Source organism: Pseudomonas sp. KB_15, assembly GCF_052114525.1.
In the GTDB taxonomy this organism is placed as follows: Bacteria; Pseudomonadota; Gammaproteobacteria; order Pseudomonadales; family Pseudomonadaceae; genus Aquipseudomonas.
This window is the reverse complement of record NZ_JBFREX010000008.1, coordinates 108,646-135,380: the sequence shown is the minus strand read 5'-3', so window position 1 is coordinate 135,380 and position 26,735 is coordinate 108,646. Positions and strand designations below refer to the sequence as shown.

Annotated in this window: 28 protein-coding genes; 16 read left to right on the top strand and 12 right to left on the bottom strand. The window is 60.5% G+C overall.

The genetic code is table 11. The features are described 5' to 3' along the window. The first annotated feature begins 803 nt into the window (after positions 1–803). Positions 804–1,067 (top strand): DUF6124 family protein, encoded by a 264-nt coding sequence (locus tag AB4Z35_RS11370; protein WP_442097086.1) that lies wholly within the window; start codon positions 804–806, stop codon positions 1,065–1,067. A gap of 197 nt (positions 1,068–1,264) precedes the next feature. Here AB4Z35_RS11370 and AB4Z35_RS11365 read toward each other — a convergent pair whose 3' ends face one another. The 3 genes from AB4Z35_RS11365 to AB4Z35_RS11355 form a co-directional block, all read right to left on the bottom strand. Continuing rightward, complete coding sequence (locus AB4Z35_RS11365; protein ID WP_007986065.1) at positions 1,265–1,861, bottom strand: superoxide dismutase; 597 nt, start codon at positions 1,859–1,861, stop codon at positions 1,265–1,267. A 164-nt stretch (positions 1,862–2,025) separates the two neighbouring features. Then, entirely contained in the window at positions 2,026–2,628 is a 603-nt protein-coding gene (locus AB4Z35_RS11360) for a LysE/ArgO family amino acid transporter (RefSeq protein WP_442097085.1), read from the bottom strand. 6 nt (positions 2,629–2,634) lie between these two features. Next, positions 2,635–3,036, bottom strand: a complete 402-nt coding sequence (locus tag AB4Z35_RS11355) for an ACT domain-containing protein (protein ID WP_442097084.1) — start codon at positions 3,034–3,036, stop codon at positions 2,635–2,637. Positions 3,037–3,132: 96 nt separating this feature from the next. On the opposite strand from AB4Z35_RS11355, the gene AB4Z35_RS11350 reads away from it, so the two are divergent. From AB4Z35_RS11350 to AB4Z35_RS11340, 3 genes are all read left to right on the top strand, one after another. Continuing rightward, complete coding sequence (locus AB4Z35_RS11350; RefSeq protein WP_442097083.1) at positions 3,133–4,026, top strand: LysR family transcriptional regulator ArgP; 894 nt, start codon at positions 3,133–3,135, stop codon at positions 4,024–4,026. Between the two features lie 54 nt (positions 4,027–4,080). Then, positions 4,081–5,073, top strand: coding sequence for an NAD-dependent epimerase/dehydratase family protein (locus tag AB4Z35_RS11345; RefSeq protein WP_442097082.1), 993 nt, complete (start codon positions 4,081–4,083; stop codon positions 5,071–5,073). 117 nt (positions 5,074–5,190) lie between these two features. Continuing rightward, entirely contained in the window at positions 5,191–6,063 is an 873-nt protein-coding gene (locus AB4Z35_RS11340) for an ATPase (RefSeq protein ID WP_442097081.1), read from the top strand. 161 nt (positions 6,064–6,224) lie between these two features. Here the strand turns inward: AB4Z35_RS11340 and AB4Z35_RS11335 are convergent, their stop codons facing one another. Further along, the gene (locus tag AB4Z35_RS11335; RefSeq protein ID WP_442097080.1) at positions 6,225–7,742 is read right to left on the bottom strand and encodes an MDR family MFS transporter; all 1,518 of its coding nucleotides are present in this window, start codon (positions 7,740–7,742) and stop codon (positions 6,225–6,227) included. A gap of 78 nt (positions 7,743–7,820) precedes the next feature. Beyond that, positions 7,821–9,005, bottom strand: coding sequence for a 4-hydroxybenzoate 3-monooxygenase (pobA, locus tag AB4Z35_RS11330; protein ID WP_442097091.1), 1,185 nt, complete (start codon positions 9,003–9,005; stop codon positions 7,821–7,823). 190 nt (positions 9,006–9,195) lie between these two features. Here pobA and AB4Z35_RS11325 point away from each other — a divergent pair, with 190 nt between their 5' ends. Further along, the gene (locus AB4Z35_RS11325; RefSeq protein WP_007993640.1) at positions 9,196–10,092 is read left to right on the top strand and encodes a helix-turn-helix domain-containing protein; all 897 of its coding nucleotides are present in this window, start codon (positions 9,196–9,198) and stop codon (positions 10,090–10,092) included. A gap of 9 nt (positions 10,093–10,101) precedes the next feature. On the opposite strand, the gene AB4Z35_RS11320 is transcribed toward AB4Z35_RS11325, so the two are convergent. Both AB4Z35_RS11320 and AB4Z35_RS11315 read right to left on the bottom strand, forming a co-directional pair. Beyond that, positions 10,102–10,278 carry a hypothetical protein gene (locus AB4Z35_RS11320; RefSeq protein ID WP_007993642.1) on the bottom strand — a complete coding sequence of 59 codons (177 nt, stop codon included), beginning with the start codon at positions 10,276–10,278 and terminating at the stop codon, positions 10,102–10,104. Positions 10,279–10,414: 136 nt separating this feature from the next. After that, complete coding sequence (locus AB4Z35_RS11315) at positions 10,415–11,320, bottom strand: LysR family transcriptional regulator (RefSeq protein WP_218278317.1); 906 nt, start codon at positions 11,318–11,320, stop codon at positions 10,415–10,417. 226 nt (positions 11,321–11,546) lie between these two features. Between AB4Z35_RS11315 and AB4Z35_RS11310 the strand changes: the two genes are divergently transcribed. Both AB4Z35_RS11310 and AB4Z35_RS11305 read left to right on the top strand, forming a co-directional pair. Next, positions 11,547–12,431, top strand: a complete 885-nt coding sequence (locus tag AB4Z35_RS11310) for an MBL fold metallo-hydrolase (RefSeq protein WP_442097079.1) — start codon at positions 11,547–11,549, stop codon at positions 12,429–12,431. 102 nt (positions 12,432–12,533) lie between these two features. Beyond that, positions 12,534–13,148: an NAD(P)-dependent oxidoreductase gene (locus AB4Z35_RS11305; protein ID WP_442097078.1), complete on the top strand. Its 615-nt coding sequence runs from the start codon at positions 12,534–12,536 to the stop codon at positions 13,146–13,148. Between the two features lie 130 nt (positions 13,149–13,278). On the opposite strand, the gene AB4Z35_RS11300 is transcribed toward AB4Z35_RS11305, so the two are convergent. Next, on the bottom strand, positions 13,279–14,160 hold the full coding sequence (locus tag AB4Z35_RS11300; RefSeq protein ID WP_442097076.1) for a LysR substrate-binding domain-containing protein: 882 nt from the start codon (positions 14,158–14,160) through the stop codon (positions 13,279–13,281). Positions 14,161–14,319: 159 nt separating this feature from the next. On the opposite strand from AB4Z35_RS11300, the gene AB4Z35_RS11295 reads away from it, so the two are divergent. The 6 genes from AB4Z35_RS11295 to AB4Z35_RS11270 all read left to right on the top strand — a co-directional run bounded on the left by AB4Z35_RS11295 (position 14,320) and on the right by AB4Z35_RS11270 (position 21,848). Then, a complete protein-coding gene (locus AB4Z35_RS11295) occupies positions 14,320–15,957 on the top strand; it encodes a 5-guanidino-2-oxopentanoate decarboxylase (RefSeq protein WP_442097075.1) in 1,638 nt (545 codons plus the stop codon). Then, positions 15,954–17,402: an aldehyde dehydrogenase family protein gene (locus AB4Z35_RS11290; RefSeq protein ID WP_442097073.1), complete on the top strand. Its 1,449-nt coding sequence runs from the start codon at positions 15,954–15,956 to the stop codon at positions 17,400–17,402. The genes AB4Z35_RS11295 and AB4Z35_RS11290 overlap by 4 nt, the downstream gene beginning before the upstream one ends. A gap of 320 nt (positions 17,403–17,722) precedes the next feature. Further along, the gene (locus tag AB4Z35_RS11285; RefSeq protein WP_007986100.1) at positions 17,723–18,826 is read left to right on the top strand and encodes an ABC transporter substrate-binding protein; all 1,104 of its coding nucleotides are present in this window, start codon (positions 17,723–17,725) and stop codon (positions 18,824–18,826) included. 194 nt (positions 18,827–19,020) lie between these two features. Then, the gene (locus AB4Z35_RS11280; protein WP_007993653.1) at positions 19,021–19,929 is read left to right on the top strand and encodes an ABC transporter permease; all 909 of its coding nucleotides are present in this window, start codon (positions 19,021–19,023) and stop codon (positions 19,927–19,929) included. Continuing rightward, complete coding sequence (locus AB4Z35_RS11275) at positions 19,926–20,774, top strand: ABC transporter permease (RefSeq protein ID WP_007986104.1); 849 nt, start codon at positions 19,926–19,928, stop codon at positions 20,772–20,774. The genes AB4Z35_RS11280 and AB4Z35_RS11275 overlap by 4 nt, the downstream gene beginning before the upstream one ends. 18 nt (positions 20,775–20,792) lie before the next feature. Further along, on the top strand, positions 20,793–21,848 hold the full coding sequence (locus tag AB4Z35_RS11270; protein WP_007993656.1) for an ABC transporter ATP-binding protein: 1,056 nt from the start codon (positions 20,793–20,795) through the stop codon (positions 21,846–21,848). Between the two features lie 153 nt (positions 21,849–22,001). Here the strand turns inward: AB4Z35_RS11270 and AB4Z35_RS11265 are convergent, their stop codons facing one another. Continuing rightward, positions 22,002–22,931 (bottom strand): AraC family transcriptional regulator, encoded by a 930-nt coding sequence (locus tag AB4Z35_RS11265; protein ID WP_007986108.1) that lies wholly within the window; start codon positions 22,929–22,931, stop codon positions 22,002–22,004. A gap of 339 nt (positions 22,932–23,270) precedes the next feature. Here AB4Z35_RS11265 and AB4Z35_RS11260 point away from each other — a divergent pair, with 339 nt between their 5' ends. Further along, on the top strand, positions 23,271–23,624 hold the full coding sequence (locus AB4Z35_RS11260) for a putative quinol monooxygenase (protein ID WP_007993660.1): 354 nt from the start codon (positions 23,271–23,273) through the stop codon (positions 23,622–23,624). 41 nt (positions 23,625–23,665) lie between these two features. Continuing rightward, positions 23,666–23,896 (top strand): hypothetical protein, encoded by a 231-nt coding sequence (locus AB4Z35_RS11255; RefSeq protein WP_007986112.1) that lies wholly within the window; start codon positions 23,666–23,668, stop codon positions 23,894–23,896. 5 nt (positions 23,897–23,901) lie between these two features. Here AB4Z35_RS11255 and AB4Z35_RS11250 read toward each other — a convergent pair whose 3' ends face one another. Next, positions 23,902–24,525 carry a flavin reductase family protein gene (locus AB4Z35_RS11250; protein WP_442097072.1) on the bottom strand — a complete coding sequence of 208 codons (624 nt, stop codon included), beginning with the start codon at positions 24,523–24,525 and terminating at the stop codon, positions 23,902–23,904. A 32-nt stretch (positions 24,526–24,557) separates the two neighbouring features. Between AB4Z35_RS11250 and AB4Z35_RS11245 the strand changes: the two genes are divergently transcribed. Beyond that, entirely contained in the window at positions 24,558–24,713 is a 156-nt protein-coding gene (locus tag AB4Z35_RS11245) for a hypothetical protein (protein ID WP_442097071.1), read from the top strand. 14 nt (positions 24,714–24,727) lie between these two features. On the opposite strand, the gene AB4Z35_RS11240 is transcribed toward AB4Z35_RS11245, so the two are convergent. Together AB4Z35_RS11240 and AB4Z35_RS11235 are read right to left on the bottom strand one after the other, a co-directional pair. After that, on the bottom strand, positions 24,728–24,919 hold the full coding sequence (locus AB4Z35_RS11240; RefSeq protein ID WP_057396279.1) for a hypothetical protein: 192 nt from the start codon (positions 24,917–24,919) through the stop codon (positions 24,728–24,730). Positions 24,920–25,143: 224 nt separating this feature from the next. Beyond that, positions 25,144–26,463, bottom strand: coding sequence for an MFS transporter (locus AB4Z35_RS11235; protein WP_007986116.1), 1,320 nt, complete (start codon positions 26,461–26,463; stop codon positions 25,144–25,146). Positions 26,464–26,735: the final 272 nt, after the last annotated feature.

The following is a 26,735-nucleotide window of genomic DNA, read 5'->3' as shown; positions in this document are numbered from 1 at the left end:
AAAAAGTAAGCAAAAAAACGCTCGCCCCTGACGTACGGCCCCTCGCTTAGGCTCGGGGTTCCTTCGCTCCGGCATTCATCCGGGGGCATCGCCTCCGGTCGGCTTCGCGCGACCTCCTCTCGATGTGTTCGGCTGCGCCGAACGGCGCTGCGCGCCTACCCCCCGGATGAACGCCTCCACTCAGCCTGCCGAGGGGGCGGGTGGATCAAGATCAAGAGCTGCAGGCGAGCTAACGCTCGGCCTGTTGAGTGGTGAGAAGCAGTGTGTGTACACCGATCCATTGTGGGAGCGGGCTTGCTCGCGAAGGGGGCCTGTCAGCCGACCTGAATCTGGCGGATGTACCTCGACCCTGTGGGAGCGAGCTTGCTCGCGATGGCGGCCTGACAGCCGACCAATCTCCCACGCCTCTAAGCTGATCGTTCCCACGCTCCCGCGTGGGAATGCTGCCAGGGACGCTCCGCGTTACGTTTTTGCGAGATGGCGCGGTGTAGGAAAGCGCCAGAAGTTTCCCACGCAGTTTTCAGGTTGTCCGTCGGAAGCGGGCTGAATAACCTTTGGTGATCGCTGAAATGCTTCAGCGATCGGGCGTGAGAACCCGCAAGAGAGTGTTAATCCAGCGCCAGTACCACCATAATTGCCGCCAGCTTATCCGCTGCCAGCAATGCTTTATGGCGGCTGTGTGCGGGCAGACCTCGGTCTGGCCGGATTGCTCTCTTGCCGGTTTCTCACTCCGTACATAGCTGCCACCTCTCCGCCCGCGTGAGAAACGGCGAGAGATGGCTCCAATCGATAAGGAGCATATTTTGGATAAGTTAATCCCCGATCCCCCCAGCAGCACCACCAAACCCTACAGTCCCCGCACCATGTTCATGATCGTTCCCGATATGGACACGGAAAGCCTTCTTGCCCACGCCTGTGAATCACTGGCTTCAGCCAATGTCCTGGCGAGTGATTTCGCCACCTACCTGAATGGCCCCCAGCGCAACACAGCGCTGGCCATTTCGCAGATTGTCATGTTGGCGGAGCTGGCAGTGAGTCGCGCGTTGGATAACCTCGATCCGCGGTAGTTGGCAGACTAACCGCGTCATCGTTCTTCGCGAGCAAGCCCGCTCCCACACTGGATCGTGCCGTATACAGATCAAATGTGGGAGCGGGCTTGCTCGCGAAGAGGGCCGGATAATCGACAGATTTTTCATTGATGTGGCCACTTTCCCGAACTCAAAAAAAACCCGGCAAAAGCCGGGTTTTTTGACTGGCGTCGAGCTTAAGCGGTGAAGGTTTTGCCTTCGAACTGCTCAGCCACGAATTTCCAGTTGACCAGGTTCCAGAACGCTTCGACGTACTTCGGACGCAGGTTGCGGTAGTCGATGTAGTAAGCGTGTTCCCAGACGTCGCAGGTCAGCAGCGGGGTGTCGCCGTTGGTCAGCGGGTTGCCGGCGCCGATGGTGCTGGCCAGGGCCAGGGAACCGTCAGCCTTCTTCACCAGCCAGCCCCAACCGGAACCGAAGGTGCCGATGGAAGTCTTGCTGAACTCTTCCTTGAACTTGTCGAACGAACCGAACGCTGCGTTGATGGCTTCAGCCAGTGCGCCGGTTGGTTGACCACCGGCGTTTGGCGCCAGGCAGTTCCAGTAGAAAGTGTGGTTCCAGACCTGAGCGGCGTTGTTGAAGATACCGCCCGAGGAAGTCTTGACGATTTCTTCCAGGGTCTTGCCTTCGAACTCGGTGCCTGGCACCAGGTTGTTCAGGTTCACGACATAGGTGTTGTGGTGCTTGTCGTGGTGGTATTCCAGGGTTTCCTTGGAAATGTGCGGCTGCAGGGCATCGTGTGCGTACGGCAGCGGCGGCAATTCGAAAGCCATGATGATTCTCCTAATCAGGTCAGTTGCGGTGAGCGCAAGGCCGATCACGGGCGGCCAGACAAGCGCCGGGGAGTTTGTACTCTTTGCGGCGCAGGGAGTCGGATCATAGCACCGGGGGGACGGCATAACCACGCAACAACTGTGTGGAATAGAGGTTCCGCGAATCAGATGGCTACGATTAACTGCAGCGCTACGGCAAACATCATCACCGCCACCAACAGATCGAGAATTCGCCAGGTACTGGGGCGGGCGAGCCACGGTGCCAGCCATGCCGCACCGAGCGCCAGGGTGAAGAACCAAAGCAGCGAGGCACTGGCCGCGCCTACGACATAAGCACCGGGCTCGGTTTGTTGTGCGCCGAGGGAGCCGATCAGCAAAACGGTGTCCAGATAGACGTGCGGGTTGAGCAGCGTCACCGCCAACGCACTGAGCATGACTGCCCGCAGTGAGCGCACGGTCTGGCTTTCGCCCTCTTGCAGGCTCTGTGTCGAAAAGGCCCGACGCAGCGCCTGGCTGCCGTACCACAACAGAAACGCTGCGCCGCCCCAGCGGGCAATCGCCAACAGCGTCGGATTTTGTGCCAGTACGGTCGCCAGGCCGAACACTCCGGCGGCCACCAACAGGGCATCGCAGGCCACGCACAGCGCCGCCACCGGCAGGTGATGCTCACGCCGCAGGCTTTGCGCCAGGACAAACGCATTCTGGGTCCCGATCGCCATGATCAGGCCGAAGGCCACGAGCAGCCCGTTCACATAACTTTGCCACATGATTTTTTACTCCGCGTTGGCTGCCAGATCCCGCAGCACTTGCAGGGCACGGTCGGCGTCGGCCTGGCCGACAAACAAATGGTCGTGGTAGTAGCCGGCAATCACGTTGCAGCTGATTCCTGCCTGGCCAAGTGCCGTGGCGAACGCGGCGGTCAGGCCGACCGCTTCGAGGGCCGAATGTACGTTCAAGGTGATCCAGGCGGCGATATAGTCGAAGCTGAATCCGGCCTTTTCAGCGAGGGAGCGTTCGAGAATCACGGTCAGGCCTTCCTGCTCGCGGAAGCTGCCGACAATCTCCAGATCCGTGGGCAACCTGCCGTCGCGCAGGGTGCAGAACACGTATTCGCCGGCGTTGAGTTGCGGGCTCATGCTGCGCAGCAGTGTTGCCAATGAAGTTTCGCCAGCCATATGGGTGATCCTTGTTCAAGAGTTCTTGCTGGCCATTGTCCTTGTGAAGGCTGTATAAGAAAAACCAATCTTGCTGATCGCTCATTAGGAAAACTGATGTTCGACTATAAATTGCTTTCTGCCCTCGCGGCCGTGGTCGAACAGGCCGGTTTTGAACGGGCGGCCCAGGTGCTGGGCCTGTCGCAATCGGCGATTTCCCAGCGCATCAAACTGCTGGAAGCGCGGGTTGGCCAGCCGGTACTGGTGCGGGCCACGCCGCCAACGCCGACGGAAATCGGTCGGCGGCTGCTCAACCACGTGCAACAGGTGCGCTTGCTTGAACGGGATTTGCAAAGCCTGGTGCCGGCGCTGGATGAAGAGGGCCTGCCCGAACGCCTGCGGATCGCCCTGAACGCTGACAGCCTGGCCACGTGGTGGGCGCAGGCCGTGGGGGCGTTTTGCGCGGAACAACATTTGTTGATGGATCTGGTGGTCGAAGACCAGACCGTCGGCCTCAAGCGCATGCGCGCCGGTGAGGTGGCGGCCTGCGTCTGTGCCAGTGAGCGTCCGGTGGCGGGTGCGCGCAGCGTATTGCTGGGGGCCATGCGTTACCGTGCACTGGCCAGCCCGGCCTTTATTGCCCGGCATTTTCCGCAAGGCGTACGCGCCGATCAGTTGGCCCGTACCCCGGCGCTGGTATTTGGTCCGGACGATTTCCTGCAGCATCGGTATCTTGCGTCCCTCGGCGTCGAGGGTGGTTTCGAACACCATTTATGCCCGTCGTCCGAAGGTTTCATTCGATTGACCGAAGCCGGTCTGGGCTGGGGGTTGGTTCCGGAACTGCAGGTACGCGAGCAACTTGAAAGGGGCGTATTGCGCGAGTTATTGCCAGATAAGCCGATCGATGTGCCGCTGTACTGGCATCATTGGCGTAATGGCGGTCAGTTGCTGGGGCTGCTCACCGATCAATTGGTCAGCGCATCGAAGCAATGGCTGGTGCCCTTGGACTGACGCGTAGCGTCAAGACCTCACGTAATACGCAAAACGAAATATTCGGAGCAATTCATGAAGATTCTGGTTACCGGCGCAAGCGGCTTCATTGGCGGGCGCTTTGCGCGTTTTGCCCTGGAGCAGGGCCTGGACGTGCGGGTCAACGGTCGCCGGGCCGAGAGTGTGGAGCATCTGGTACGCCGCGGTGCCGAGTTCATCCAGGGGGACTTGAGTGACCCGGAACTGGCGCGCGAACTGTGTTCGGACGTCGAGGCCGTGGTGCATTGCGCCGGTGCCGTCGGTTTGTGGGGTCGTTATCAGGACTTTCTTCAGGGCAACGTCCAGGTCACCGAGAACGTGGTCGAAGCCTGCCTGAAGCAACGGGTTCGGCGGCTGGTGCATTTGTCGTCGCCGTCGATCTACTTCGATGGTCGCGATCACCAGGGCCTGACCGAAGAGCAGGTGCCCAAGCGCTTCAAGCACCCTTACGCCGCCACCAAGTACCTGGCCGAACAAAAAGTCTTCGGCGCCCAGGAGTTCGGCCTCGAAACCCTGGCTCTGCGTCCGCGTTTCGTCACCGGGGCCGGCGACATGAGCATCTTCCCGCGCCTGTTGAACATGCAGCGCAAGCGGCGCCTGGCAATCATCGGCAACGGTCTGAACAAAGTTGATTTCACCAGCGTGCAAAACCTCAACGAAGCGTTGCTCAGCAGTTTGTTGGCCAGCGGTTCTGCGCTGGGCAAGGCTTACAACATCAGCAACGGCGCGCCGGTTCCCCTGTGGGACGTGGTCAATTACGTCATGCGCAACATGGAAGTCCCACAGGTTACCCGCTACCGTTCCTACGGCCTGGCCTACAGCGTGGCGGCGCTCAACGAGGGTGTGTGCAAGTTGTGGCCGGGGCGTCCCGAACCGACGCTGTCGCGTCTGGGCATGCAGGTCATGAACAAAAATTTCACCCTGGACATCAGCCGCGCCCGGCATTATCTGGATTACGATCCCAAGGTCAGCCTCTGGACGGCGCTCGATGAATTCTGTGGCTGGTGGAAGGCCCAGGCTAATCGCTGACACTCGAACAACGACCCTCTACTGAACCGGGAACGGGGCTTCAGGGTCAATGGTTGCGGCTGTGGGGTTTATACTGCGCGGCATAAAGCCATTATGTGATTCACAAAGGTTGATTCAATGTCCATGCGAAACGATGCCAACGACGACTTCGACGATGTACCGAGCTTGCGTGCAGACGTTCTCGACGACGATTTTCCGCCCACTGCCCGCACGGTCGTGCATTCGCGCCCGGTGCCGGTGATGAAGGTCAAGGCGGCGAGCACCGGCCCCCTTTGGGCGTTGGTCGGGGCGCTGGTCATTGCGTTCGCGGGCCTGGCCTGGTGGAGCTTTCAGCAGATTTCCCTGATGGAACAGCAATTGGTGGCAACCCAGGAAAGTTTCGCGCGTATCAGTGAGGAAGCGGCGGGGCGCTTACAGGATATTTCCGGAAAAGTTGTCGCCAGTCAGACCAACGTCACCACCGACAGCGAGGCCTTGAAGCTGCAAATCCGTCAGCTGGAAAGCAAACTCCAGGACCAGAACGCGCAGCAGCAAGGTGTTGCCGGTCAGGCCTCGGACCTGGACAAGCGTCTGGCACAAATGTCCGCGCAAACTACCGAACTGGACAAACGCCTGGCGCAGCTGGCTGCCCAGAACACTGAACATCAGGCAGCCAATACGCAGTTGCAGGCTCAGGTCAAAACCTTGAGCGGTGAATTGGCCGCCCTGAAAAATACCCCGTCCGACGCCGAAAAACTCGATGCACAGCTGAAAAGCCTGGGCGCCGATATCGTCGCGCTGAAGAAGCAAGGCAACCCGAGCGCGGCCATCGAGCGTCTCGAGCAAGACATGATCGTGCTCAAGAGCCAGCAGGACAACCGTCCGGCCGCCGCACAGGGCTCGACCAACACTGCCGAGTTCGATGCGTTCCGCAGCCAGGTCACCCGCAACATCAACACCCTTCAGGCGCAGATCCAGAACTTGCAGCAGCAACTGCGCACCCGGCAGTAATACGAGCACTTGTGGCGAGGGAGCAAGTTCCCTCGCCACACAAGGCCATATCGCGAGCAGGCTCGCTCCGACATTGGATCTCCAGTGATTGCAGTGTTTGTGTACACCAGAGATCACATGTGGGAGCGGGCTTGCTCGCGATTGCAGGCAACACGGTCTGTCTAACGAACCTTGTCCTCGCGCCCGCGCAACAACATGTTCGGCATGGCAATCGCCGCCGCCAGCCCCAGCAACGACACCACCGCACTGACCGTCAGCAAGTGCCGGAACGTCAGCAACAACTCGGCGCGCAAGGCGTTCTGTGCATCACCCGGTGCGGCGTTCAAGCCGTCCAGCAACACATTCCCCGAACGGCCTTCGGCAATCAGCGACGAGCCGGCCAGGTGCGCAAAGCTTGAATCCTGCAACAGCGCCAGCAGCAGCGCCGACATCAACGCGACGCCGACCGCACCACCCAGCGAACGGAACAGATTGGTGGTGCTGGTGGCCACGCCGATGTCCCGTTGCTCCACCGAGTTCTGCGTGCCCACCAATGACGTCGGGAACTGCATGCCGGAGGAAATCCCGCAAAGCAACATGAACAGGCTGCATACGACGAATGCCTGCGGCGGGCTGAACGCCATGCCAAGAATCGCAATGGGCATCAGCGCAGCACCGGTGAGGATCATCGGTTTGTAGCGTCCGGTCACGGAGGTGCGGCGGCCGGCGAAATACGCGCCAATCGGCAAGCCCATGGCCAGCGGCAGCAGGTGCAGGGCGGCGCTGTCGGCACCGGCGCCGGTCACGCTCTGGAAGCGCAACGGCATCAATACAATCAGCGAGATGGCCTGGAAACTGGTGAAGAAAATCGTGCACCAGCACAGGATCGCATTGCGGTTGGCGAACAGATGCATGGGCAGCAACGGCTCCCGTGCCCGCCGCTCGTGGGCGACGAACAGCCCCAGCACGAGTACCGCACAAGCCAGCAGCGCCAGCACTTCGGCACTGCGCCACGAATGGCCCTGACCGATCTGCGTGATGCCCAGCAACAACGCCGTCAGCCCGATGATCATCAGCACGGTGCCCAGGTAATCGATGATCGGCTTGCGTTGCGGAATCGGTAGCCCCACCAGCGTGCGATTGGCTACCAGCCAGGCACCCAGGCCCAGCGGCAGGTTGATCAAAAATACCCAGCGCCAGGACAGGTATTCGGTCATGTATCCGCCGAGCACCGGGCCGGCCACGCTGGCCACGGCGTACATGCTGCTGAAATAGCCCTGATAACGACCGCGTTCCCGGGGCGGCACGATGTCGCCGATGATCGCCTGGCTCACCGAAATCATCCCGCCGGCCCCGATGCCCTGGAAGATCCGCGCCAGAACCAGTTGCTCCATGCTCTGGGCCATGCCGCAGAACACCGACGCCAGGGTGAACAGGCCCATGCCAAACAGCATCAGCTTGCGCCGCCCGTACAGGTCGCCCAGTTTGCCGTAGATCGGCACCGCCACGGTCATGGCCACCATGTAGCCGGAAATCACCCAGGCCAGCAGGCTGACGTCCTTGAATTGCGCGGAGATGGCCGGCATCGAAACGGCGACGATGGTCTGGTCCAGTGCCCCGAGAAAGATCGCCAGCATCAGCGCGATCAGCACGCTGCGGATGGCGGGTTTGGGCGTTTCAGGCTGGTGGAGATTGGTCACGGGAAAACCTGTGGGCAGTGATTGACCCGCGCGAGGCAAGGCGAGCGGTAGTGCTCGCCAGTGTAAGTCGGTAGGAAGCTATTCGATAGCCTCGTAAGGAAGCCCGACGTAGTTTTCTGCAATGGTTTTACGACCTGCTTCGGAACCGACAAAATACTCCAGCTCCGATTCGGCAATGCGCTGGCTGAACGCATCATGCTCCTCGAAACGGTGCAGCATCGAGGTCATCCACCAGGAAAACCGCTCGGCCTTCCACACCCGGCGCAGGCAGATTTCCGAGTATTTCTCCAGCAAATCAAGGCGATCTTCGCGGTAAACCTTGAGCAGAATGTTGAACAGCGTACTCACATCACTGGCTGCCAGGTTCAGGCCCTTGGCGCCGGTAGGCGGGACAATGTGCGCGGCATCGCCGACCAGGAACAGGCGGCCGTACTGCATCGGTTCGACCACGAAGCTGCGTAGCGGCGCGATGCTTTTTTCGATGGACGGGCCGGTGACCAGTTCGTCCGCCAGCGCTTGCGGCAATCGCAACTTGAGTTCGTCCCAGAAGCGTTGATCCGACCAGTTATCGACATGATCGCTGGTGGGCACTTGCAGGTAATAACGGGTGCGTGTCGGCGAGCGCATGCTGCACAGGGCAAAACCGCGCTCATGGCGGGCGTAGACCAATTCTTCGTGGACCGGCGGGGTATCGGCCAGGATCCCGAGCCAGCCGAAGGGATAGATCCGTTCGAAGATTTTCAGGCTTTCGGCGGGAATCGATTGCCGCGCCACGCCATGGAAGCCGTCGCAACCGGCGATGTAGTCGCAATCGAGTCGCCAGGTCTCGCCGTCCTTCTCAAAAGTGACAAACGCTTCATCGGTTTTCAGGCCGTGGGGGACGACGTTGTCTGCTTGATAAATCGTCTGCGCGCCGGCCTCCCGACGAGCGGCCATCAGGTCGCGGGTGACCTCGGTCTGGCCATAGATCATCACGGTTTTGCCCCCCGTCAGGGCGTGCAGATCGATGTGAACCCGGCGCCCGTCGAGAGCCAGTTCGAAACCGCAATGGACCAGTCCCTCGGCGTCCATGCGCTGACTCACGCCGGCCTGGCGCAACAGCTCTACCATGCCTTGTTCAAGCACGCCTGCGCGGATTCGGCCGAGTACATAGTCCGGGGTCTGGCGTTCTAGAATGAGGGTGTCGATGCCGGCGTTGTGCAGCAATTGGCCGAGCAACAAGCCTGAAGGGCCGGCACCAATGATGGCGACCTGGGTTTTCAGCGTTTTCATTGTTTTTATGACTCGCAAGCTTCACGCGACCAGAGCCGGTGAGTGATTTTTATGGATCGAGTGCTTGCATTTTTCCCTTGCGGGTCTGTCAATTGAAGGTGAAAACTGAGCGGATAGCTGTACATTCTGCCAATCGGTGCGATTATCGCCCGTCATCTATTCCGAGGCCTGGATTGAAGTGATGAACAAGCCTGACCTGCCTTCGATTCCGGTGTTCAAGCTCTACGGTGAAAGCCTGGATTGGCCGACCCCGGACTTGCTGCACTGTGAAACCATTTCCAAACGCAGTCGCGAACATCATTGGGAAATCAAACCCCACCGCCACGCGGACTTGTGCCAGTTGCTCTTCGTATTCAAAGGTCAGGCAGAGCTTGAAATCGAAGGCAAACGTACGCAACTGGTGGAACCGGCGATCCAGATCCTGCCACCGTTGTCGGTGCACGGTTTTCGCTTTTCGGAGGACGTGGAAGGGTTTGTCGTGACCCTGGCCGCGCCGCTGATTGCCCACCTGCAGATGCAGTTGGGGCAATCGGTCAATGCCCTGGCCCAGGCAGAAAGTTACCCGGCAGACAAGGATGCCGAGTATCTCCACAGCCTGTTCAGCGCCTTGCAGAACGAATACACCAGCCATCAACCGGCGCGGGAAATGCTCATGCATTCGCTGGTCAGTGTGATCGTGGTGTGGGTCAGCCGCCAGGTGATCCAGCGTCGCACCGCCATGGCGCGACCGCAGCGGGCCCGGGAATACCTCAACGGCTTTATTCAACTGGTGGAAGAGACCTATCGCCAGCACGTCAAGGTCGAGGACCTGGCGCACCGGCTGGGGATTTCCGTGTCCCACCTCAACGGCACCTGCCGCGAGCTGGCGGGGCAACCGGCGTTGCAGATCATGCACGAACGGCAATTGCTGGAGGCCAAGCGCTTGCTGACCTATACCAGCATGACCATTTATGAAATGTCCGACGTGTTGGGCTTTTCCGATCCGACCAACTTCACGCGCCTGTTCCGGCGTCGTGTGGGAATTTCGCCCAAGGCGTTCCGCGATCGCTTGAAGGCCGATCAGGACAACGAAGCCTGACCCCCTTCGTTACTGGAGGGCGTTGAGGGTGGCGTTGTGGGGAATGCAGCGCTCGAAGTTGCAGCTCGCGTATTCACGGGGCAGGTTGCGCAGTTGCTCGACGCGCCAGGCGGCAGCGCCATACAACCCGAGCGTGACCGCACAGGTGATGAAAATCGCGAGGTATCTTCTTGTTCTGATGTTCATGGCGTTGACCTCTGAACGAATACCTTTCGGTATTACTTTGAGCATAGCCTGCTCGCGATAGCAATCGTTCATTGACGAAAATGTTGACTGATCCACCGCAATCGCGAGCAGGCTCGCTCCTACAGGTTTGATCGGGTTACAGGCCGATATCCCACGCCGGTTCTTCCGGAAATCTCAGTACCAGAAAATCCAGCAGGCTGCGCAATGCCGCCGGCATGTGCTTGCGTGAGGCATACACCGCATACACGTTCATTTGCCGGGGTTCCGCCGCCGGCAGCAGGCGAATCAACTCGCCGCTGTGAATGTGCACGCCGGCCTGGTAGGTGGGCAGCATCGCCACGCCAGCGCCGGCAATCGTTGCGCGCAACAGCGTGCTGGCCTCGTTGGCGCTGATGTTGCCCTGCACCGGCACGGAAACCTGTTCGCCATCCTGCTCGAAATGCCAGAGGCTTTTGCCGAAGTAGGAATGGGTCAGGCAATTGTGCAGGCTCAGATCCTCGACCCGTTGCGGCGCCGGGTGCTCGCGCAAGTAGGCAGGGGAAGCGCAGATCACCGAGCGGCAAACCGTCAGGCGGCGGGCGATCAGGTTCGGGTCCAGGTCATTGCTGGTGCGAATCGCCAGGTCGATACGCTCATCCACCAGGTTCACGGTGCGGTCGAGCATCTGCATGTCGATGCTGACGCCGGGGTAGCGTTTGACGTAAGCGGCCATGGCATCGGCCAGTTGCGCCTGACCGAACGAGGTGCTGACGCTGATCCGCAGCAGGCCGCGCGGTGCTGCGTCCGGCTCGCTGACGGCGGCTTGCATGTCGCTGGACAAGTCGAGCATTTGCCGGCAACGCGGCAGGATCTCGTTACCGGCGGCGGTCAGGCTCAATTTGCGTGTGGTGCGATGCATCAGGCGCGCGCCGACCCAGTCTTCCAGTTCCGCCAGATACCGCGACACCACCGGCCGTGACAGCTCCAGATGATCGGCAGCGGCCGACTGGCTGCCGAGGTCGACCACCGTGACGAACACGCGCATTGCTTGAAGACGATCCATGATTTGCCCGCTTTCAGAAACAAACTATGTTCAAGCATCGCATTTTTTGTACCGAGTCAGGCAACTAAGCTCTGTTCCTCTGTAGGAGCGAGCTTGCTCGCGATTGATTCAAATACACCGCGTATCCCGGATAAGTACGCGTCATCGTTTGCGACCATCGCGAGCAAGCTCGCTCCTACAAAAAAACGCATTGGCCAAGCACGGCATTCGGACAACGGAGCAACAAATGATCGGTTTCACCACCCTCAAGCGCGTATTACTGGCAAGTGCCGCCCTCGGTTTCGCCGCCCATGCAACCGCATCGACCCTGACGCTGGATGTCTACAACCCCGGCGAAAAAGCCATCTTCCCGGTGACTTCGGTGCTGGTCAGCGGCGAAAAAGAAGCGATCCTGGTGGATGCGCAATTCGGCAAGTCCCAGGCCGAACAGGTGGTGGAAAAAATCCGCGCCAGCGGCAAGCAGCTGACCACCATCTACATCAGCCACGGTGACCCGGATTACTACTTCGGCCTCGATACCCTGACGGCCGCGTTCCCCAAGGCCAAGGTCCTCGCCTCGCAGCCGACCGTTGACCACATCAAGCAAACCGTCGACGGCAAACTGGCGTTCTGGGGCCCGAAAATGGGGGCTGATGTGCCAGCAAAAACCATCGTGCCGGACGTACTCAAGGGCGACAGCCTGATGCTCGAAGGGCAGAAGTTGCAGGTGCTTGGTCTTGAAGGCCCACAACCGGATCGCAGCTTTGTGTGGATTCCGTCGATCAAGGCTGTAGTCGGCGGTGTCGTGGTGGCGCAAAACATCCACGTGTGGATGGCTGACACGCAAACTCCGCAGTCCCATGCCGATTGGCTGACTACGCTGCACTCCATTGAAACCCTGAAACCGAAGACTGTCGTGCCGGGGCATTACCTCGGCGACGGCAACCATGCCCTCGCCGCGGTGCAGTTCACAGCCGATTACATCAAGGCTTTCGACGAAGAAACCGCCAAGGCCAAGGATTCTTCCGCACTGATCGCCGCGATGAAAAAGCGTTTTCCGACCCTGGGTGACGAAAGCTCCCTGGAGCTGAGCGCCAAAGTCGCCAAGGGCGAGATGAAGTGGGGTGAATGAATTTAAGGGGTAATGGGGATTCCTGCAGCGAGGGAGCAAGCTCCCTCGCCACAAAAGCTCCAATGCAACATACCGATATTTTCAAGCCAACTGGAGAACGTCATGAGCAAAATCGCAATCATCGGTGCCACCGGTCGTGCCGGTAGCCAACTGCTGGAAGAAGCCCTGCGTCGTGGTCACAGCGTTACCGCCATTGCCCGCGACACGGCGAAAATCGGCCAGCGTGCCGGTGTGGTCAGCAAGAACGTCGACGCCCTCGATGCCTCTGCACTGCAAGCTGCCGTCAAGGGGCATGACGTGGTAATCAGCGCGGCGCATTTCGCCACGCTACCTGCCAGCGCTGTCGTCGGGCCGGTGAAAGAGGCCGGGGTAAAACGTCTGCTGGTAGTGGGAGGTGCCGGTTCGCTGTTGTTGCCTGACGGAACGCGGGTGATCGACAGCAAAGGTTTTCCGGACGCGTATAAGGCCGAAGCCGGCGCCGGTGCCGAGTTCCTGGGGAGCCTGCAACAGGAAAAGGAACTGGACTGGACCTTCCTGTCGCCATCGGCGGAATTTGTCGAGGGCGAACGCAGCGGAAAATTCCGCACCGGCCAGGATGATTTGCTGGTGAGCAGCGAAGGGCGCAGCTGGATCACATTCGCCGATTATGCGATTGCGATGCTCGACGAAGTTGAAGCGCCGAAGCATTCGCGGCAGCGCTTTACAGTCGGGTATTGAACTGACTGAACACCTGTAGGAGCGAGCCTGCTCGCGATGAGGTCATCACATTCAACATCCATTTTGAAGGTGAAGCCGCCATCGCGAGCAGGCTCGCTCCTACAGTGGCAAGCAGCACGATTTGCCGGATTTACCGAGACTGCGCCTGCTCCACCAACCAGCCCATCAACTCGCGCAACTTCGCTGAAGGTCCGGGTTTTTCGGGGAAAACCAGGTAATACGCCAGTCCCGTTGTCACCTTCAATTCGAATGGCATGACCAGCCGCCCGGCATTCAGGTCATCGCCGATCAGGGACCAATCGCCAATCGCCACCCCCGTTCCCTGGGACGCCATCGACATCGCCAGGTCCAGGGTTTCGAAATGCTGGCCCTTGCCGACATTGGTCAAATGCACATCCGCGGCTTTCAGCCAGGCCTTCCAGTCCCGCTCGTCGCGGGTCGGGTGCAGCAGCAGGTGTTGTTGCAGATCGGCCGGTATCTGCAGGGGCATGGGGCCTTCGAGCATCGGCCTGGAACACACCGGTGTGAGTTGTTCGTCGAAGAGTTTTTGCGACATCAATGAATTGTCCGGCGGTGCGCCGTACATCACCGCCGCATCGAACTGCTCGAGATGAAAATCCACGCCGTGCTTGACCGTAGTGGTCAGTTCCACCGGCACGTCCGGGCGTTCCTTTTGCCATTGCAACAGACGCGGCAGCAGCCAGCGCATGACGCAGGTCGGTGCCTTGAGCTGCAGGGTTTCGCGCTTCTCGCCGATCTGCTCAACCGCTTCGTCGATCAGGCCGAAAATCTGCTGGACCCGTGGCAGCCATTCCCGTCCCTCGGCTGTCAGGTCCAGGCCTCGGGCCTGGCGGATGAACAACTCATAACCCAGATGGTCTTCCAGCCCGGCGATCTGCCGACTCACCGCGCCCTGGGTGATGTGCAGTTGCTCGGCGGCCCGGGTGAAATTGCAGCACTGCGCGGTAATCAGAAAAGTGTGCAGCGCCGGCAGGGGAGGCAGTCGTTTCATTGGGATCCAAGGTATGACGTGAGGACATGGCTAGTATGACTTTTTATCCATTGTTGCGGCTACGTGTCGCCCGTTCCAATGAGGCCATTCCCGGGCCTGCGAATCCATCATAAACACACCGCAGCCCCGGCGTCTCAAACGAACAAAAAGGGCAAAGACATGGCGACGTGCGGCGAAGTATTGGTCAAGTTACTCGAAAACTACGGAGTCGAGCAGGTGTTCGGCATTCCGGGGGTTCATACCGTGGAACTGTATCGCGGGCTGGCCCGTTCGAGCATCAACCACGTCACGCCGCGCCATGAGCAGGGCGCCGGCTTCATGGCCGACGGCTACGCCCGCACCAGCGGCAAACCGGGTGTGTGCTTCATCATCACCGGTCCTGGCATGACCAACATCACCACCGCCATGGGCCAGGCCTACGCTGATTCGATCCCGATGCTGGTGATCTCCAGCGTGCAATCGCGCAGCCAGTTGGGTGGCGGTCGCGGCAAGCTGCATGAACTGCCGAACCAGGGCGCACTGTGCGCCGGTGTGGCGGCGTTCTCCCACACCCTGATGTCGGCATCGGAATTGCCGGGTGTGTTGGCCCGCGCCTTTGCGCTGTTCCAGGCTGGCCGTCCGCGCCCGGTGCACATTGAAATTCCATTGGACGTTCTGGTTGAAGAGGCTGACGACTTGCTCGCCAGCCTGCCGGTCAATATCGACCGCGCCGGTGCTTCGCCGAGCGCCGTGTCGCGCATGACCGAATTGCTGGCCGGCGCCAAGCGTCCGCTGATTCTCGCCGGTGGCGGTGCCATCGACGCGGCGGCCGAGCTGACTGAACTGGCCGAGATGCTGGACGCGCCGGTCGCGCTGACCATCAATGCCAAGGGCATGCTCGCCTCCGGCCACCCGCTGCTGATCGGTTCGACCCAGAGCCTGGTCGCCACCCGTGCGCTGGTCGCCGAGGCCGATGTGGTCCTGGCCATCGGCACCGAACTGGCCGAGACCGACTACGACGTGACCTTCGCCGGTGGCTTCGAGATTCCTGGCCAACTGCTGCGCGTGGACATCGACCCGGACCAGACCGTGCGCAACTACCCGCCGCACGTGGCACTGGTGGCCGACTCGCGCAACGCCGCCCAGGCTTTGCTCAGCGCCCTGTCGCACAAATCCCTGGCCGAGCGCAGCAACGATTGGGGCCAGGTACGCGCCGCACGTCTGCGTGAAGACCTGGCCGCGACCTGGGACGCACCGACCCTGGCCCAGACCCGTTTCCTCGAAACCGTGCTGCACGAACTGCCGGACGCGGTGTTCGTCGGCGATTCGACCCAGCCGGTGTACACCGGCAACCTGACGTTCAACCCGGAGCGCCCGCGTCGCTGGTTCAACTCGTCCACCGGTTACGGCACCCTCGGTTACGCCTTGCCGGCCGCGATTGGCGCCTGGCTCGGCGGCAGTGCTGAAAACGGTGCCCGCCCGCCGGTGGTGTGCCTGATCGGCGACGGTGGCCTGCAATTCACCCTGCCGGAACTGGCCAGCGCCGTCGAAGCGCGTACCCCGGTGATCGTGCTGCTGTGGAATAACCAGGGCTACGAAGAGATCAAGAAATACATGGTCAACCGCGCCATCGAGCCGGTTGGCGTGGACATCTACACCCCGGACTTCATCGGTGTGGCCAAGGCTTTGGGTTGTGCGGCCGAAGCGGTCAGCAGTGTCGAGCAACTGCGTGGTGCATTGCGTATGGCCACCGATCGCCAGGGCCCGACCCTGATTGAAATCGACCAGGCCAAGTGGATGCAGGCGGTGTCGAAATGACGCTTCCTACAACTCTGAATGGCCTGTACATCAACGGCCAATGGTCGGCCGGTAACGAACACCTGCGCGTGATCAACCCGGCGACCGAAGCCCTGTTGACCACGGTGAATGGCGGCGATGAGCGCGCTGTTGCTCAAGCCGTGAGCGCGGCGACCCAGGCGTTCGCCGACTGGTCGAAAACCACGGGTGCCGAACGCGGTGCGATCCTGCGCAAAATCGCCGTGGGCGTGCAGGCCAATCGTGAAAAATTGATGCACTTGCAATCGAGCAACAACGGCAAGCCGCAGTTCGAAGCAGCGATCGACGTCGATGACGTGATCGCCACGTTCGAGTACTACGCCGGTCTGGCCGAAGGGCTGGATGCGAAACAGGACAGCGCCATTGAGCTGCCGACCGACGACTTCAGCGCTCGCCTGCGCCGTGAACCTTGCGGTGTAGTCGGCTTGATCGTGCCGTGGAACTTCCCGATGGTCACCACCGCGTGGAAACTCGCCCCGGCCCTGGCCGCCGGTTGCTGTGTGGTGCTCAAGCCTTCGGAAGTGACGCCGCTGCCGGAGCTGGAACTGGCAACGATCATTGCTGAAGCCGGTTTGCCGGCGGGCGTGTTCAATCTGGTGTGCGGCACCGGCCTGGCCGTTGGCGCGCCGTTGTCGGCGGATCCGCGGATCGCGAAAATTTCCTTCACCGGTAGCAATGCGGTCGGCGTGCAGGTCATGCAGCGGGCGGCGGAAACCGTCAAAGGCGTGAGCCTGGAGCTGGGCGGCAAATCATCACTGCTGGTGCTGGCCGATGCCGATCTCGACCTGGCGGTGGAAGTGGCCTGCGGCGGTGGTTTCTTCAACGCCGGGCAGATGTGCTCCGCCACCAGCCGCGTGCTGGTGGCCGATGAGCTGGCCGACGAATTCCTGACCCGTGTGAAGGCCCGTGCCGAAGCCATTCGTGTGGCCGACCCGTTCGACCCGAATGTAGAGATGGGCGCGCTGGTCAATCAGGCGCAATACCAGCGCGTGCTCGGTCACATCGATCGCGGTTTGAGCGCCGGCGCCAAGCTGGTTTGCGGTGGCAATCGCCCGGCCGACCTGCCACGCGGATATTTTTTGCAGCCGACGGTTTTCACCGAAGTGCCCCTCGACAGTGCGTTGTGGTGTGAAGAGATTTTCGGCCCGGTGATCTGCGTACGCAGTTTTGCCTCTGAAGCCGAAGCGATTGCCCTGGCCAACGACAGCCAGTTCGGCCTGGTCGCCAGTGTGGTGACGCGCAATGCCGAGACCGCCGACCGCGTCGCCAACGCTTTGCAGGCGGGGCTTGTGTGGATCAACGCACCACAGGTGATCTTCCCGCAGACCGCCTGGGGCGGCTACAAGCAGAGCAGCATCGGCCGCGAATTGGGGCCGTGGGGCTTGCAGGCTTTCCAGGAAATCAAACACGTGATTCGGGCTGTCTGACGCCGATCACTGTAGGAGCGAGCATGCTCGCGATGGACGTCAACGATGACGCGGGGTACCTGAATGAGCGCGGTGCCCTTGCATCCATCGCGAGCAGGCTCGCTCCTACAGAAAACCTATCCGCATGCCCCGAAAGAAGGCATGCGCTGGCGTCATGGCTTCAATGAGTTTTTATCGATAGTCAGGTGTTTTACACGACCTCAGGATGAACTTGCTGGTTCAGCCAAGCCCCCGAAAATACGGGGGATAACGCTGGTCCAGTCGCGCGGATGCAACAGTTTCGACCTGCCTCATACCTACAAAAACAAAGGGAGTCCGTAATGGGCGAGCATGATCTGAACAGACGTCAATTTATCAAGACCGTGGGCGTAGCCTCGGTTGCAGCGGCAGCCATGAGCATGCCGTTCATCAAGGCCAATGCCAGCGACACACGTTTTGCCGGCAAGACCCTGCGTTTGCTGACCTGGTCCGACGACACCGGCTTGGCTGCACTGCGCAACATCGCCGCGACTTTCGAAGACAAGTACGGCTGCAAGGTCATCGCTGACCGCACCGGCAGTACCTCGGAAATGGTCGCCAAACTCAAGGCCGGCGGTGATCGTCCGCAGTACGACATCATCACCCTGGCAGGCGTCGGCGCCGAAGGTCTGGCTGCCGCCAACCTGCTGGAAAAGCCCGACCTCAACCGCATTCCCAACCTCGTCGATGTGCCGGAGAAATACCGTACCGGCGCCAACGGCCACGGCATCGGTTACCTGCTGTGGTGCAACAGCCTGGTCTACAGCACCCGCACCCAGAAACAAGCGCCGGACAGCTACGCGGCCCTGTGGGACCCGGAGCTGGCCCCGAACATCTTCCTGCCGCCGCCGAACTGGACCGAGGCCATGGACCTGATCATCATCGCCGCCAAACTGGCCGGTGGTGACGAACACAACATCGAGCCTGGCTTCAAGAAACTCGCCGAGCTGAAAGATCGTGTGGTGACCCTGGGTGAAAACCCGAACCAGATCGCCGAGCTGTTCCGCACTGGTTCCCTGGACATGGGTGGCCTGTACGCGCCAGCCTTCTTCCCGAAACAGATCCGCGACCCGAACTACGGTCTGGGTGCCACGTTCGGCATGAAGGAAGGCTTCTACACCGACCTGATGCTGTCGGTGATGCCGAAGAACCGTCCGGGCGATACCGACATGGCCTACGCCTTCATCAACCACTCTCTGGACCCGCTGGTACAGGGCAAGATGGCTGAAGACATCTACAACGGCCCGGTCAACGCCAAGGCGATCATCTCCGCCGAAGCGCGCAAGAGCCCGTACATCCTCACGCCGGAGCAGATTGCCGAGAAGGCGATCATGCACGACAACGCCTTCCTGGCGACTGTGCATGACCAGTGGATTCGTCGTTACACGGAAATCTTTTCTTCCTGATCGAGTGACCTACACAGGATCCTCAAACACTGAAGATCCCCTGTGGGAGCGAGCTTGCTCGCGATAGCGGAGTGTCAGTCGACATCATTGGCGACTGACAAGCAGTCATCGCGAGCAAGCTCGCTCCCACAAGGGGCAAAGTGACCTTGAGTCTTGTGTTTGTCAGCTGCTTTCCATTGACGAGACCCTTTGCTATGGAACACCAACCTCTGACTCATCCGTTGAGTGCCGCCCCCGTGCGCGCCGTTCGGGGTGTTTCGCCAACGGCGCGCGCCTGGTTTTTCCTCTCGCCGTCGATGCTGTTTCTTGGCGTACTGATTGCCGCCAGCCTGCTGGTGCTGCGCATGAGCGTGGGCACCAAAGGCGCGGAATGGTCCGGGTTCAGCCTGGCCAGTTACGCCCAGTTGCTGGAACCCTATTACCTCAAATCCCTGATGCTGACCTTGCGCCTGGCGCTGATCAGCGCAGTGATCGCAGTGATTCTGGCGATCCCGGTGGCCTACACCATGTCGCGCCTGACCTCGCCGTTCGTGCGACGGATCTTCCTTGCGGCGGTGTTGCTGCCGCTGCTGGTCAACCTGCTGCTGCAAAGCTACGGCTGGCTGGTGATCCTCGGCCCCGGTGGCATGCTCAACCAGACCCTGATGGGCCTGGGCCTGATCAAGCGCCCGATCATGCTGTTGTACAACCAGAACGGCGTGTTGATGGGCCTGGTGCAAACCGCCTTCCCGCTGGCCGTGCTGCCGATTGCCAGCGCCATGCGCGGCGTCGCCCGCAGCTACGAAGAAGCTGCCGCAACCCTGGGCGCGAGTCGCTTCCAGGTGTTCCGCCAAGTGGTATTGCCGATGAGTCTGCCGGGGATCATTACCGGCGCGACCCTGGTGTTCGCCTACAACGCCAGCAGTTTCGTGGTGCCGTTGCTGCTCGGTGGCCGGCGCGTGCCGATGCTGGCGGTGATGGTGCATGACCAGATCGCCCCGCTGATGAACTGGCCCGCCGCGTCCGCTGCCGGTGTGGTGCTGATCGTCACTACCCTCGCGATCATGACCCTGTCCGAATACATCACTGGCCGTCGTCGGCGCATGCTGGAGGCTTCCCAATGAGCACCCTGACCAAGAAGCGTTATGGGCTGTTGCCCGGCGAGACCGGCAAGTTTGCCGGCATCCTTTCTGGCTTCATCCTGCTGCTGGCGGTACTGCCGATCCTGACCATGATCGTCATGTCGTTCAGCGGCGCGTCGAACCTCGACTTCCCGCCGAGCAGCTACAGCCTGCAATGGTACAAGGCCGCCTGGCACACCTTTGTGTCGCCGGACGCCAGCGACGTGCTGAGCCTGGGCAAAGCCATGACCACCAGCCTGATGGTGTCGTGCCTGACCATGGTCTTCGCGACCATCATCGCCGTGCCGGCGGCATACGCGCTGACCCGTTGCGAGTTCCGCGGCAAGGCCGTGGCGCTGCAACTGATGTCGCTGCCCCTGGTGTTCCCGATGGTGGTGCTGGGCCTGGCGTTGCTGCTGGTGTTCGACAGCCTGCCGTTCCAGATGACCACCTCGCGGTTGGTGATTGCCCACGTGATCCTGGCGTTGCCGTTCGTGGTGAAGAACTGCACGGCGGCAATGCTCTCCATTGGCAGCGAAGTCGAAGAGGCCGCGCAAATGCTCGGTGCCTCACCGCTGCGGGCGATTGTCGATGTGGTGGTGCCGTTGATGAAGTCGGGGATCCTGGCGGGCATGCTGCTGGCGTTCATCGTCTCGTTCAACGAATTCACCGTGACCTATTTCCTCTACACCATCGATGTGATGACCGTGCCGATCTGGATGTACAGCCGCACCGTGTCTTCGCTCGACCCAACCGTATTTTCGTTTGCCGTGCTGATCGTGCTGATCGACTTCGTCCTGATCTGGGCGCTGGAGAAGCTGGTTGGTGAAGGTGGCGTTTCGTTCTGATTTCTTGAGGTGATTCACATGACTGGTCTGATTCTGGAAAACGTCGAGAAACATTACGGCTCGGCCTGCGCGGTAACGGATGTGAACCTGCATTTGCCCGAGGGCAAACTGGTGTGTTTCCTCGGCCCTTCGGGCTGCGGCAAAACCACCTTGCTGCGCATGATTGCCGGCCTTGAAACCCTGACCGGCGGCGAGATCCGCCTGGACGGCGAGGACATCGGCAACACCCCGGCGCACCTGCGCAACTTCGGCATGGTGTTCCAGTCCCTGGCGCTGTTCCCGCACATGACCGTGGGCGAGAACATCGCCTATCCGTTGAAGTTGCGCGGGGTCAGCAAGGCTGATCAGCAGGCGCGGGTGGTGGAGTTGCTGGAACTGATCCAGTTGCAGCAAATGATTGATCGTCCGGTGGCCAAGCTGTCCGGCGGGCAACGCCAGCGTGTGGCGATTGCCCGGGCAATTGCCAATCACCCGAAAATCCTTCTGCTGGATGAACCGCTGTCGGCGCTGGACGCCAAGCTGCGTGAGTCGATGCAGGTGGAGATTCGTCAACTGCAACAACGCCTGAACATCACCACCATCATGGTGACCCACGACCAGCGCGAGGCCATGACCATGGCTGATATCGTGGTTGTACTGGGTGAGCACAAAGTGCAACAGGTGGGCACGCCGATTGAAATCTACCGGCACCCGGCCAACGAGTTCGTCGCGGACTTCATCGGCTCGGGCAACATCTTCCCGGCCACGGCGCTGGGTAATGGCAAGGTCAGCCTGCCGGGCGGCGATGCGCTGCAAGTGCCAATCTGCACGAGCATTGCGGCAGGGGAAAAGGTGAAGATGCTGATTCGTCCGGAAGACCTGCAACTGTCCGCACCTCAGGCGACCGCGGGCAACCGCTTGCTGGGCAAGGTGACGTTCGTGCGCGATATCGGTGCGACCATCGAGACCACGGTCGAATGTTCCGGAGTGTCGTTTACCGCACTGAGTACGCCGTGTCAGGGCTTTGGCCTGAGCGTTGGGCATCCGGTGTCGGTGACCTTGCCGGTGGAGGCTTGCCGGGTACTCGGGGCTTGATCCAGGTTTGATGCTGGCCTCACTGGCTTCATCGCGAGCAGGCTCGCTCCTACAATGGATCTGAGGTGTTCACAAATGTTGTGTTCACTGGAGATCCTTTGTGGGAGTGAGCCTGCTCGCGATGAGGCCGGCACAATCAACACAAATTCTGGATCAGACTGACAAGCGCAACCGCGCCAGATCCCGCAACGGCGGCGCCCCGAACAACCGGCTGTATTCACGGCTGAACTGCGACGGACTTTCATACCCGACGCGATACCCCGCCGCCGAAGCCTCCAACCCTTCGGCCAGCATCAACCGCCGCGCTTCTTGCAGACGCAACTGCTTCTGATACTGCAACGGACTCATCGCCGTCATCGCCTTGAAGCGGTGATGCAGCGTCGACACGCTCAGGTTCACCTCTTTGGCCAAATCATCGATGCGCAACGGCTGTTCAAAATTGCCGTTGAGCCATTTGATCGCCTGGCTGATGCGATGGCTCTGACTGTTGGTGATGGCGATTTCGTACAGCCGATGCCCTTGCTTGCTGCGCAACAATCGATAGAGGATCTCCCGGCGAATCAGCGGCGCCAGCATGGCGATGTCTTTCGGCGTGTCCAGCAAGCGTGCCAGGCGCAGCACGGCGTCGAGCATGGCGGTGTCGAGCCGCTCGACATACAGCCCGCGCCCGGTCGGCCGGGTGGGCACGCCGAGGGGGCCGGCGTCGGCGATCAGTGCGGTGATTTCCGCCGGGTCGATGTCCAGGCGCAAGGCCAGGATCGGTTCCTCGGCCGAGACATCCACCACCCGTCCACTCAGCGGCATCGAGACCGAGACCACCAGGTAGTTCAACGGGTCGTAATTGAAGTATTCATCGGCCAGCCGAACTTCCTTGCGCCCCTGGGCCATGATGCACAGCGCCGGTTGCGCCAGCCCGGGGGCGAACTCGTGGGACTGGCTGTGACGCGACATGAATAGCGAGCCGATGGCGGTGGCATAACTGCCATCTTCGGCGGTGTTACGGCGGATGATCGCCGCCAGTTCCGCGCGCTGTTTTTCCATGTCGGTGTCCAGCGGGGCTTGAAAGTGATCGAGCGACGACATGCGCGGCATCCTCGGCAAGGCATGGAGGGAATGGAGCAGAGCATAAGTTTGTGCAAGTGGCAGCGGTAGACACATCCTGCCAGATGCTTGCCTGATTCTGCCTGGGGTCGACCGGTGGCGTTGCCACTAGAGCCTTGTGCCTGAAAAACTTGCTTGAAACTCGTATGACAGAACCGTGACAGAGTTTTACCGCTTGTTACAGGCTGTCCATGCAGTTTCGCAGGATTGTGCAACACGCCGGCAGGAATCGACTAACGAGACAGGCGTCGCGGCCCTTAACCTTGGATCCTGTCGCAGCCCGTCCCCCGGCTGCCACGCGACTCCCCGGGAGGGTTGAACATGTCCAAGCAGATCCCCGTCAGTCATATGGCCTTCGTTCGAGCGCGCGCCGGTCGTTCGGCGGAACTCGGTGTACGCCTCAGCGCCCTGATCGAACCGTCCCGCGCAGCGCCAGGCTGCCTGAGCTTTGCCTTGCAGCATTCGCAGTGCGATCCGCAGCTGTGGCTGGTGTCCGGTTTCTGGAGCAATCAACAGGCCATGACCGCGTACTTCAGCACGCCGGCGATGGAGGTTTTTGCCGAGCTGGTGCAGGATCTGGTGGTCAACAGCCTGGATTTTCACACCTTCAAGGATGTGTCGGCGGCGCAGGCCCTCGGTCAGTCCGGGGCAGAGGTACACAAACTGGCCGGTTGAGGGTTTAATGACAGCATTCTCAACCAGCCAGGATTCGCGACATGGCACGTAAAGCCTTTGATCACTTCGAAGCTGTTTCCGCTGTAGTACCGGGCGAGGGTGGTTACCACGCCGCTATCGCTGTCAAAGCGCTGGATGGTTCCGGCGCCCCGCGTTTTCACAAAGTGCTGGAAGGCCAGGTCTTTAAAACCGCCCATGATGCCGATCTGGCTGCCGCCAAAGAGCTGCTCCATCTCAAGGACGTCAAAGAAGACACCGACCTGCTCTGGTAATGACTTCACCGCCCTGGGCGGTACATCTTGAACAAGGCCTCAGGCCCCAGCTGGAAATAATCCGCCGGCCCGCCGCCGCGCAGAATCGGTTCTGCCGCGGCGGTGTCGTATATCCCATCCTTCAACAGCCATTTGGCAATATGCACGGCGACCACCTCGCCGAGAATCAGCCATGTCGGCACCACATTGCCGTCCGCCCGTTGCAACTGAATGATCTGCGTGACCTTGCACTCGAAGGACACCGGGCTTTCGGCAACGCGTGGCACCTGGATAATTTTTGAAGCAACGGTGGTCAGTCCGCTCAATTCGAATTCATTGATATCCGGTCCGACATTGGCGCAGCTCTGGTTCATCTGTTCAGCCAACGGCCGAGTGGCCAGGTTCCAGGCGAACTCGCCCGTCTGTTCGATGTTGTTCAGGCTGTCTTTGCGACCGATGCTGGAAAAGCCAATGATCGGCGGAATGTAGTTGAAGGCATTGAAGAAACTGTAGGGCGCCAGGTTCAAGCGGCCCCCGGCATCCTGTGAAGAGATCCAGCCAATCGGACGCGGGCCGACGATGGCATTGAACGGATCGTGGGGCAGGCCGTGGCCGTTGGCGGGTTCGTAGAAGTGGATGTCGTCGGGCATGGGGTGAGTTCCGGAACTTGCGGGAGACGCTCATGGTGCAAGCACGCGGCGCAGATTTCCAGTCGGATGAAGATCATTGTAGGAGCGAGCTTGCTCGCGATAGCGGTTTCACATTCAAGCGCTGTGTGGTCTGCAAGAATGCTTTCGCGAGCAAGCTCGCTCCTACAGGTTTTGAAGCCGAGCTGTGAACTTCCCTCCACATTCAGCCGATAGCTTCTGCGCTGCCTGTTTTATCGAAGCCATCGGAGGCATAGGTGCCCGAATGGGCGTGTTCGATGGCAGCGCTGGTACCGGCGCCGTAGGAGGCCGAGCCGGTTTTGTCGTAGCCGTCAGCTGCAAAGGCATTGGCAGCCAGCACGGAAAGGGTCAGGGCAAGGATCAGTCGGGTTTTCATGACGGGTACTCCAGGTACGTTCGCAATGGTTACGTTCAGACGCTTTTTCGAGGCCTGTAACGGATATACGTGCGTCCTGTCGATTTGGATGCACTCGGCTGCAGGGTGCGGCCAGTGAATTAACCGATGATTATCTTGCTGGAGGGGGAGATGAATGGTGCCCTTCGCGAGGTCGCTCGCGAAGGGCCTTGGCGTTCACCGTTGCAGTGAGCGTCGATTGGCGATCAGTCGGTGACAATCCGCGAATGCTTGCGGGTGTCTTTCATGGTGACGTACACCAACAACGACACGGCAATGCACGCCGTGACGTACCAGTAGTAACCCGTCTCCATGCCGATGCTCTTGAACCACAGCGCAATGTATTCAGCGGTGCCGCCGAAAATCGATACGGTCAGTGCGTACGGCAGGCCAACGCCCAGGGCACGGATTTCGGTCGGGAACAGTTCGGCTTTCACCACTGCGTTGATCGAGGTGTAGCCGCTGACGATGATCAGCGCCGCCATGATCAGGAAGAACGCGCCCCACCAGGTCTGGATGGTGTGCAGGGTGGTGAGGATCGGCACGGTGAACAGCGTACCCAGAATGCCGAAGGCAATCAGGATCGGCCGGCGACCGATTTTGTCCGACAGCCCGCCGATGACCGGTTGCAGGCACATGAACAGGAACAGCGTGGCGGCAGAAATGGTGGTGGAGTCGGAAATGCTCATGCCGACGGTGTTCACCAGGTATTTCTGCATGTAGGTGGTGTAGGTGTAGAACGCCAGGGTGCCGCCCATGGTCAGGCCGACCACGGTCATCAGTTCCTTGGGGTGACGCATCAAGGTGCGCATCGCGCTTTCCTTGGCTTTTTCTTTCTTGGTGAAGGACTCGGTCTCTTCCATGCCGCGACGCAGGTACAACGCAACCACGGCACACAACGCGCCAATGGCGAACGGGATGCGCCAGCCCCAGGCGTAGAGCTCTTCGGTGGTCAGCAATTGTTGCAGCACGATCAGCACCGCCAGGGCGATGAGCTGGCCGGAGATCAACGTCACGTACTGGAAGCTGGAGTAGAAGCCGCGACGTTCCTTGGTCGCCATCTCGCTGAGGTACGTGGCCGAGGTGCCGTATTCGCCACCGACCGACAAGCCTTGCAGCAAGCGCGCGAACACCAGCAGGATCGGCGCGCCGATGCCGATGACTTCATAGCTTGGGCTCAGGGCGATCAGCAGCGAGCCGAAGCACATCAGGTACACCGAGGCCATCAGGGCCTTTTTGCGCCCGACCTTGTCGGCATACAGACCCATCAGCCAGCCACCGATCGGACGCATCAGGAAGCCCACGGCGAAGATCGCGGCGGTGTTGAGCAGTTGGGCGGTGGTGTCGCCTTTGGGGAAGAAGGTCTTGGCGAAGTACAGGGAGAAAGCGGCGTAGACGTACCAGTCGTACCACTCGACCATGTTGCCAACGGAGCCGCTGAAGATCGATTTGATGCGGCTGGACGTGGTTCTTTCTTTGGCCGGCACGGCAGCCGACCCAAGCGGCAGGGAGTTGGAGTTATCCATTGAAGGATCCTTCGTTTAATTGTTTTTGTGGAGCGCGTTTAAACGCAGCCTGCAGGGGCTATAGCAGGAGCTGTGCCAAGGGGGAGAGGGCCGGTTTAGAGGGGGCAGGGTGTTTTGTTGAGCGGAAATCCGCTTATCTGCGGGTGGTGGTGAGCGGAAAGTTGCTCATCCGGCGGTGTATTTGTATTGCCTTTGCCGGCCTCATCGCGAGCAGGCTCGCTCCTACAATGTTCGGTGTACACAGACCCACTGTGGGAGCGGGCTTGCTCGCG

Coding starts and splice junctions, on each gene's coding strand:
- AB4Z35_RS11365 (WP_007986065.1), bottom strand. CDS start 1,861: ATGGCTTTCGAATTGCCGCCGCTGCCGTACGCACACGATGCCCTGCAG.
- AB4Z35_RS11360 (WP_442097085.1), bottom strand. CDS start 2,628: ATGTGGCAAAGTTATGTGAACGGGCTGCTCGTGGCCTTCGGCCTGATC.
- AB4Z35_RS11355 (WP_442097084.1), bottom strand. CDS start 3,036: ATGGCTGGCGAAACTTCATTGGCAACACTGCTGCGCAGCATGAGCCCG.
- AB4Z35_RS11350 (WP_442097083.1), top strand. CDS start 3,133: ATGTTCGACTATAAATTGCTTTCTGCCCTCGCGGCCGTGGTCGAACAG.
- AB4Z35_RS11345 (WP_442097082.1), top strand. CDS start 4,081: ATGAAGATTCTGGTTACCGGCGCAAGCGGCTTCATTGGCGGGCGCTTT.
- AB4Z35_RS11340 (WP_442097081.1), top strand. CDS start 5,191: ATGTCCATGCGAAACGATGCCAACGACGACTTCGACGATGTACCGAGC.
- AB4Z35_RS11325 (WP_007993640.1), top strand. CDS start 9,196: ATGAACAAGCCTGACCTGCCTTCGATTCCGGTGTTCAAGCTCTACGGT.
- AB4Z35_RS11320 (WP_007993642.1), bottom strand. CDS start 10,278: ATGAACATCAGAACAAGAAGATACCTCGCGATTTTCATCACCTGTGCG.
- AB4Z35_RS11315 (WP_218278317.1), bottom strand. CDS start 11,320: ATGGATCGTCTTCAAGCAATGCGCGTGTTCGTCACGGTGGTCGACCTC.
- AB4Z35_RS11310 (WP_442097079.1), top strand. CDS start 11,547: ATGATCGGTTTCACCACCCTCAAGCGCGTATTACTGGCAAGTGCCGCC.
- AB4Z35_RS11305 (WP_442097078.1), top strand. CDS start 12,534: ATGAGCAAAATCGCAATCATCGGTGCCACCGGTCGTGCCGGTAGCCAA.
- AB4Z35_RS11300 (WP_442097076.1), bottom strand. CDS start 14,160: ATGAAACGACTGCCTCCCCTGCCGGCGCTGCACACTTTTCTGATTACC.
- AB4Z35_RS11295 (WP_442097075.1), top strand. CDS start 14,320: ATGGCGACGTGCGGCGAAGTATTGGTCAAGTTACTCGAAAACTACGGA.
- AB4Z35_RS11290 (WP_442097073.1), top strand. CDS start 15,954: ATGACGCTTCCTACAACTCTGAATGGCCTGTACATCAACGGCCAATGG.
- AB4Z35_RS11285 (WP_007986100.1), top strand. CDS start 17,723: ATGGGCGAGCATGATCTGAACAGACGTCAATTTATCAAGACCGTGGGC.
- AB4Z35_RS11280 (WP_007993653.1), top strand. CDS start 19,021: ATGGAACACCAACCTCTGACTCATCCGTTGAGTGCCGCCCCCGTGCGC.
- AB4Z35_RS11275 (WP_007986104.1), top strand. CDS start 19,926: ATGAGCACCCTGACCAAGAAGCGTTATGGGCTGTTGCCCGGCGAGACC.
- AB4Z35_RS11270 (WP_007993656.1), top strand. CDS start 20,793: ATGACTGGTCTGATTCTGGAAAACGTCGAGAAACATTACGGCTCGGCC.
- AB4Z35_RS11265 (WP_007986108.1), bottom strand. CDS start 22,931: ATGTCGTCGCTCGATCACTTTCAAGCCCCGCTGGACACCGACATGGAA.
- AB4Z35_RS11260 (WP_007993660.1), top strand. CDS start 23,271: ATGTCCAAGCAGATCCCCGTCAGTCATATGGCCTTCGTTCGAGCGCGC.
- AB4Z35_RS11255 (WP_007986112.1), top strand. CDS start 23,666: ATGGCACGTAAAGCCTTTGATCACTTCGAAGCTGTTTCCGCTGTAGTA.
- AB4Z35_RS11250 (WP_442097072.1), bottom strand. CDS start 24,525: ATGCCCGACGACATCCACTTCTACGAACCCGCCAACGGCCACGGCCTG.
- AB4Z35_RS11245 (WP_442097071.1), top strand. CDS start 24,558: ATGGTGCAAGCACGCGGCGCAGATTTCCAGTCGGATGAAGATCATTGT.
- AB4Z35_RS11240 (WP_057396279.1), bottom strand. CDS start 24,919: ATGAAAACCCGACTGATCCTTGCCCTGACCCTTTCCGTGCTGGCTGCC.
- AB4Z35_RS11235 (WP_007986116.1), bottom strand. CDS start 26,463: ATGGATAACTCCAACTCCCTGCCGCTTGGGTCGGCTGCCGTGCCGGCC.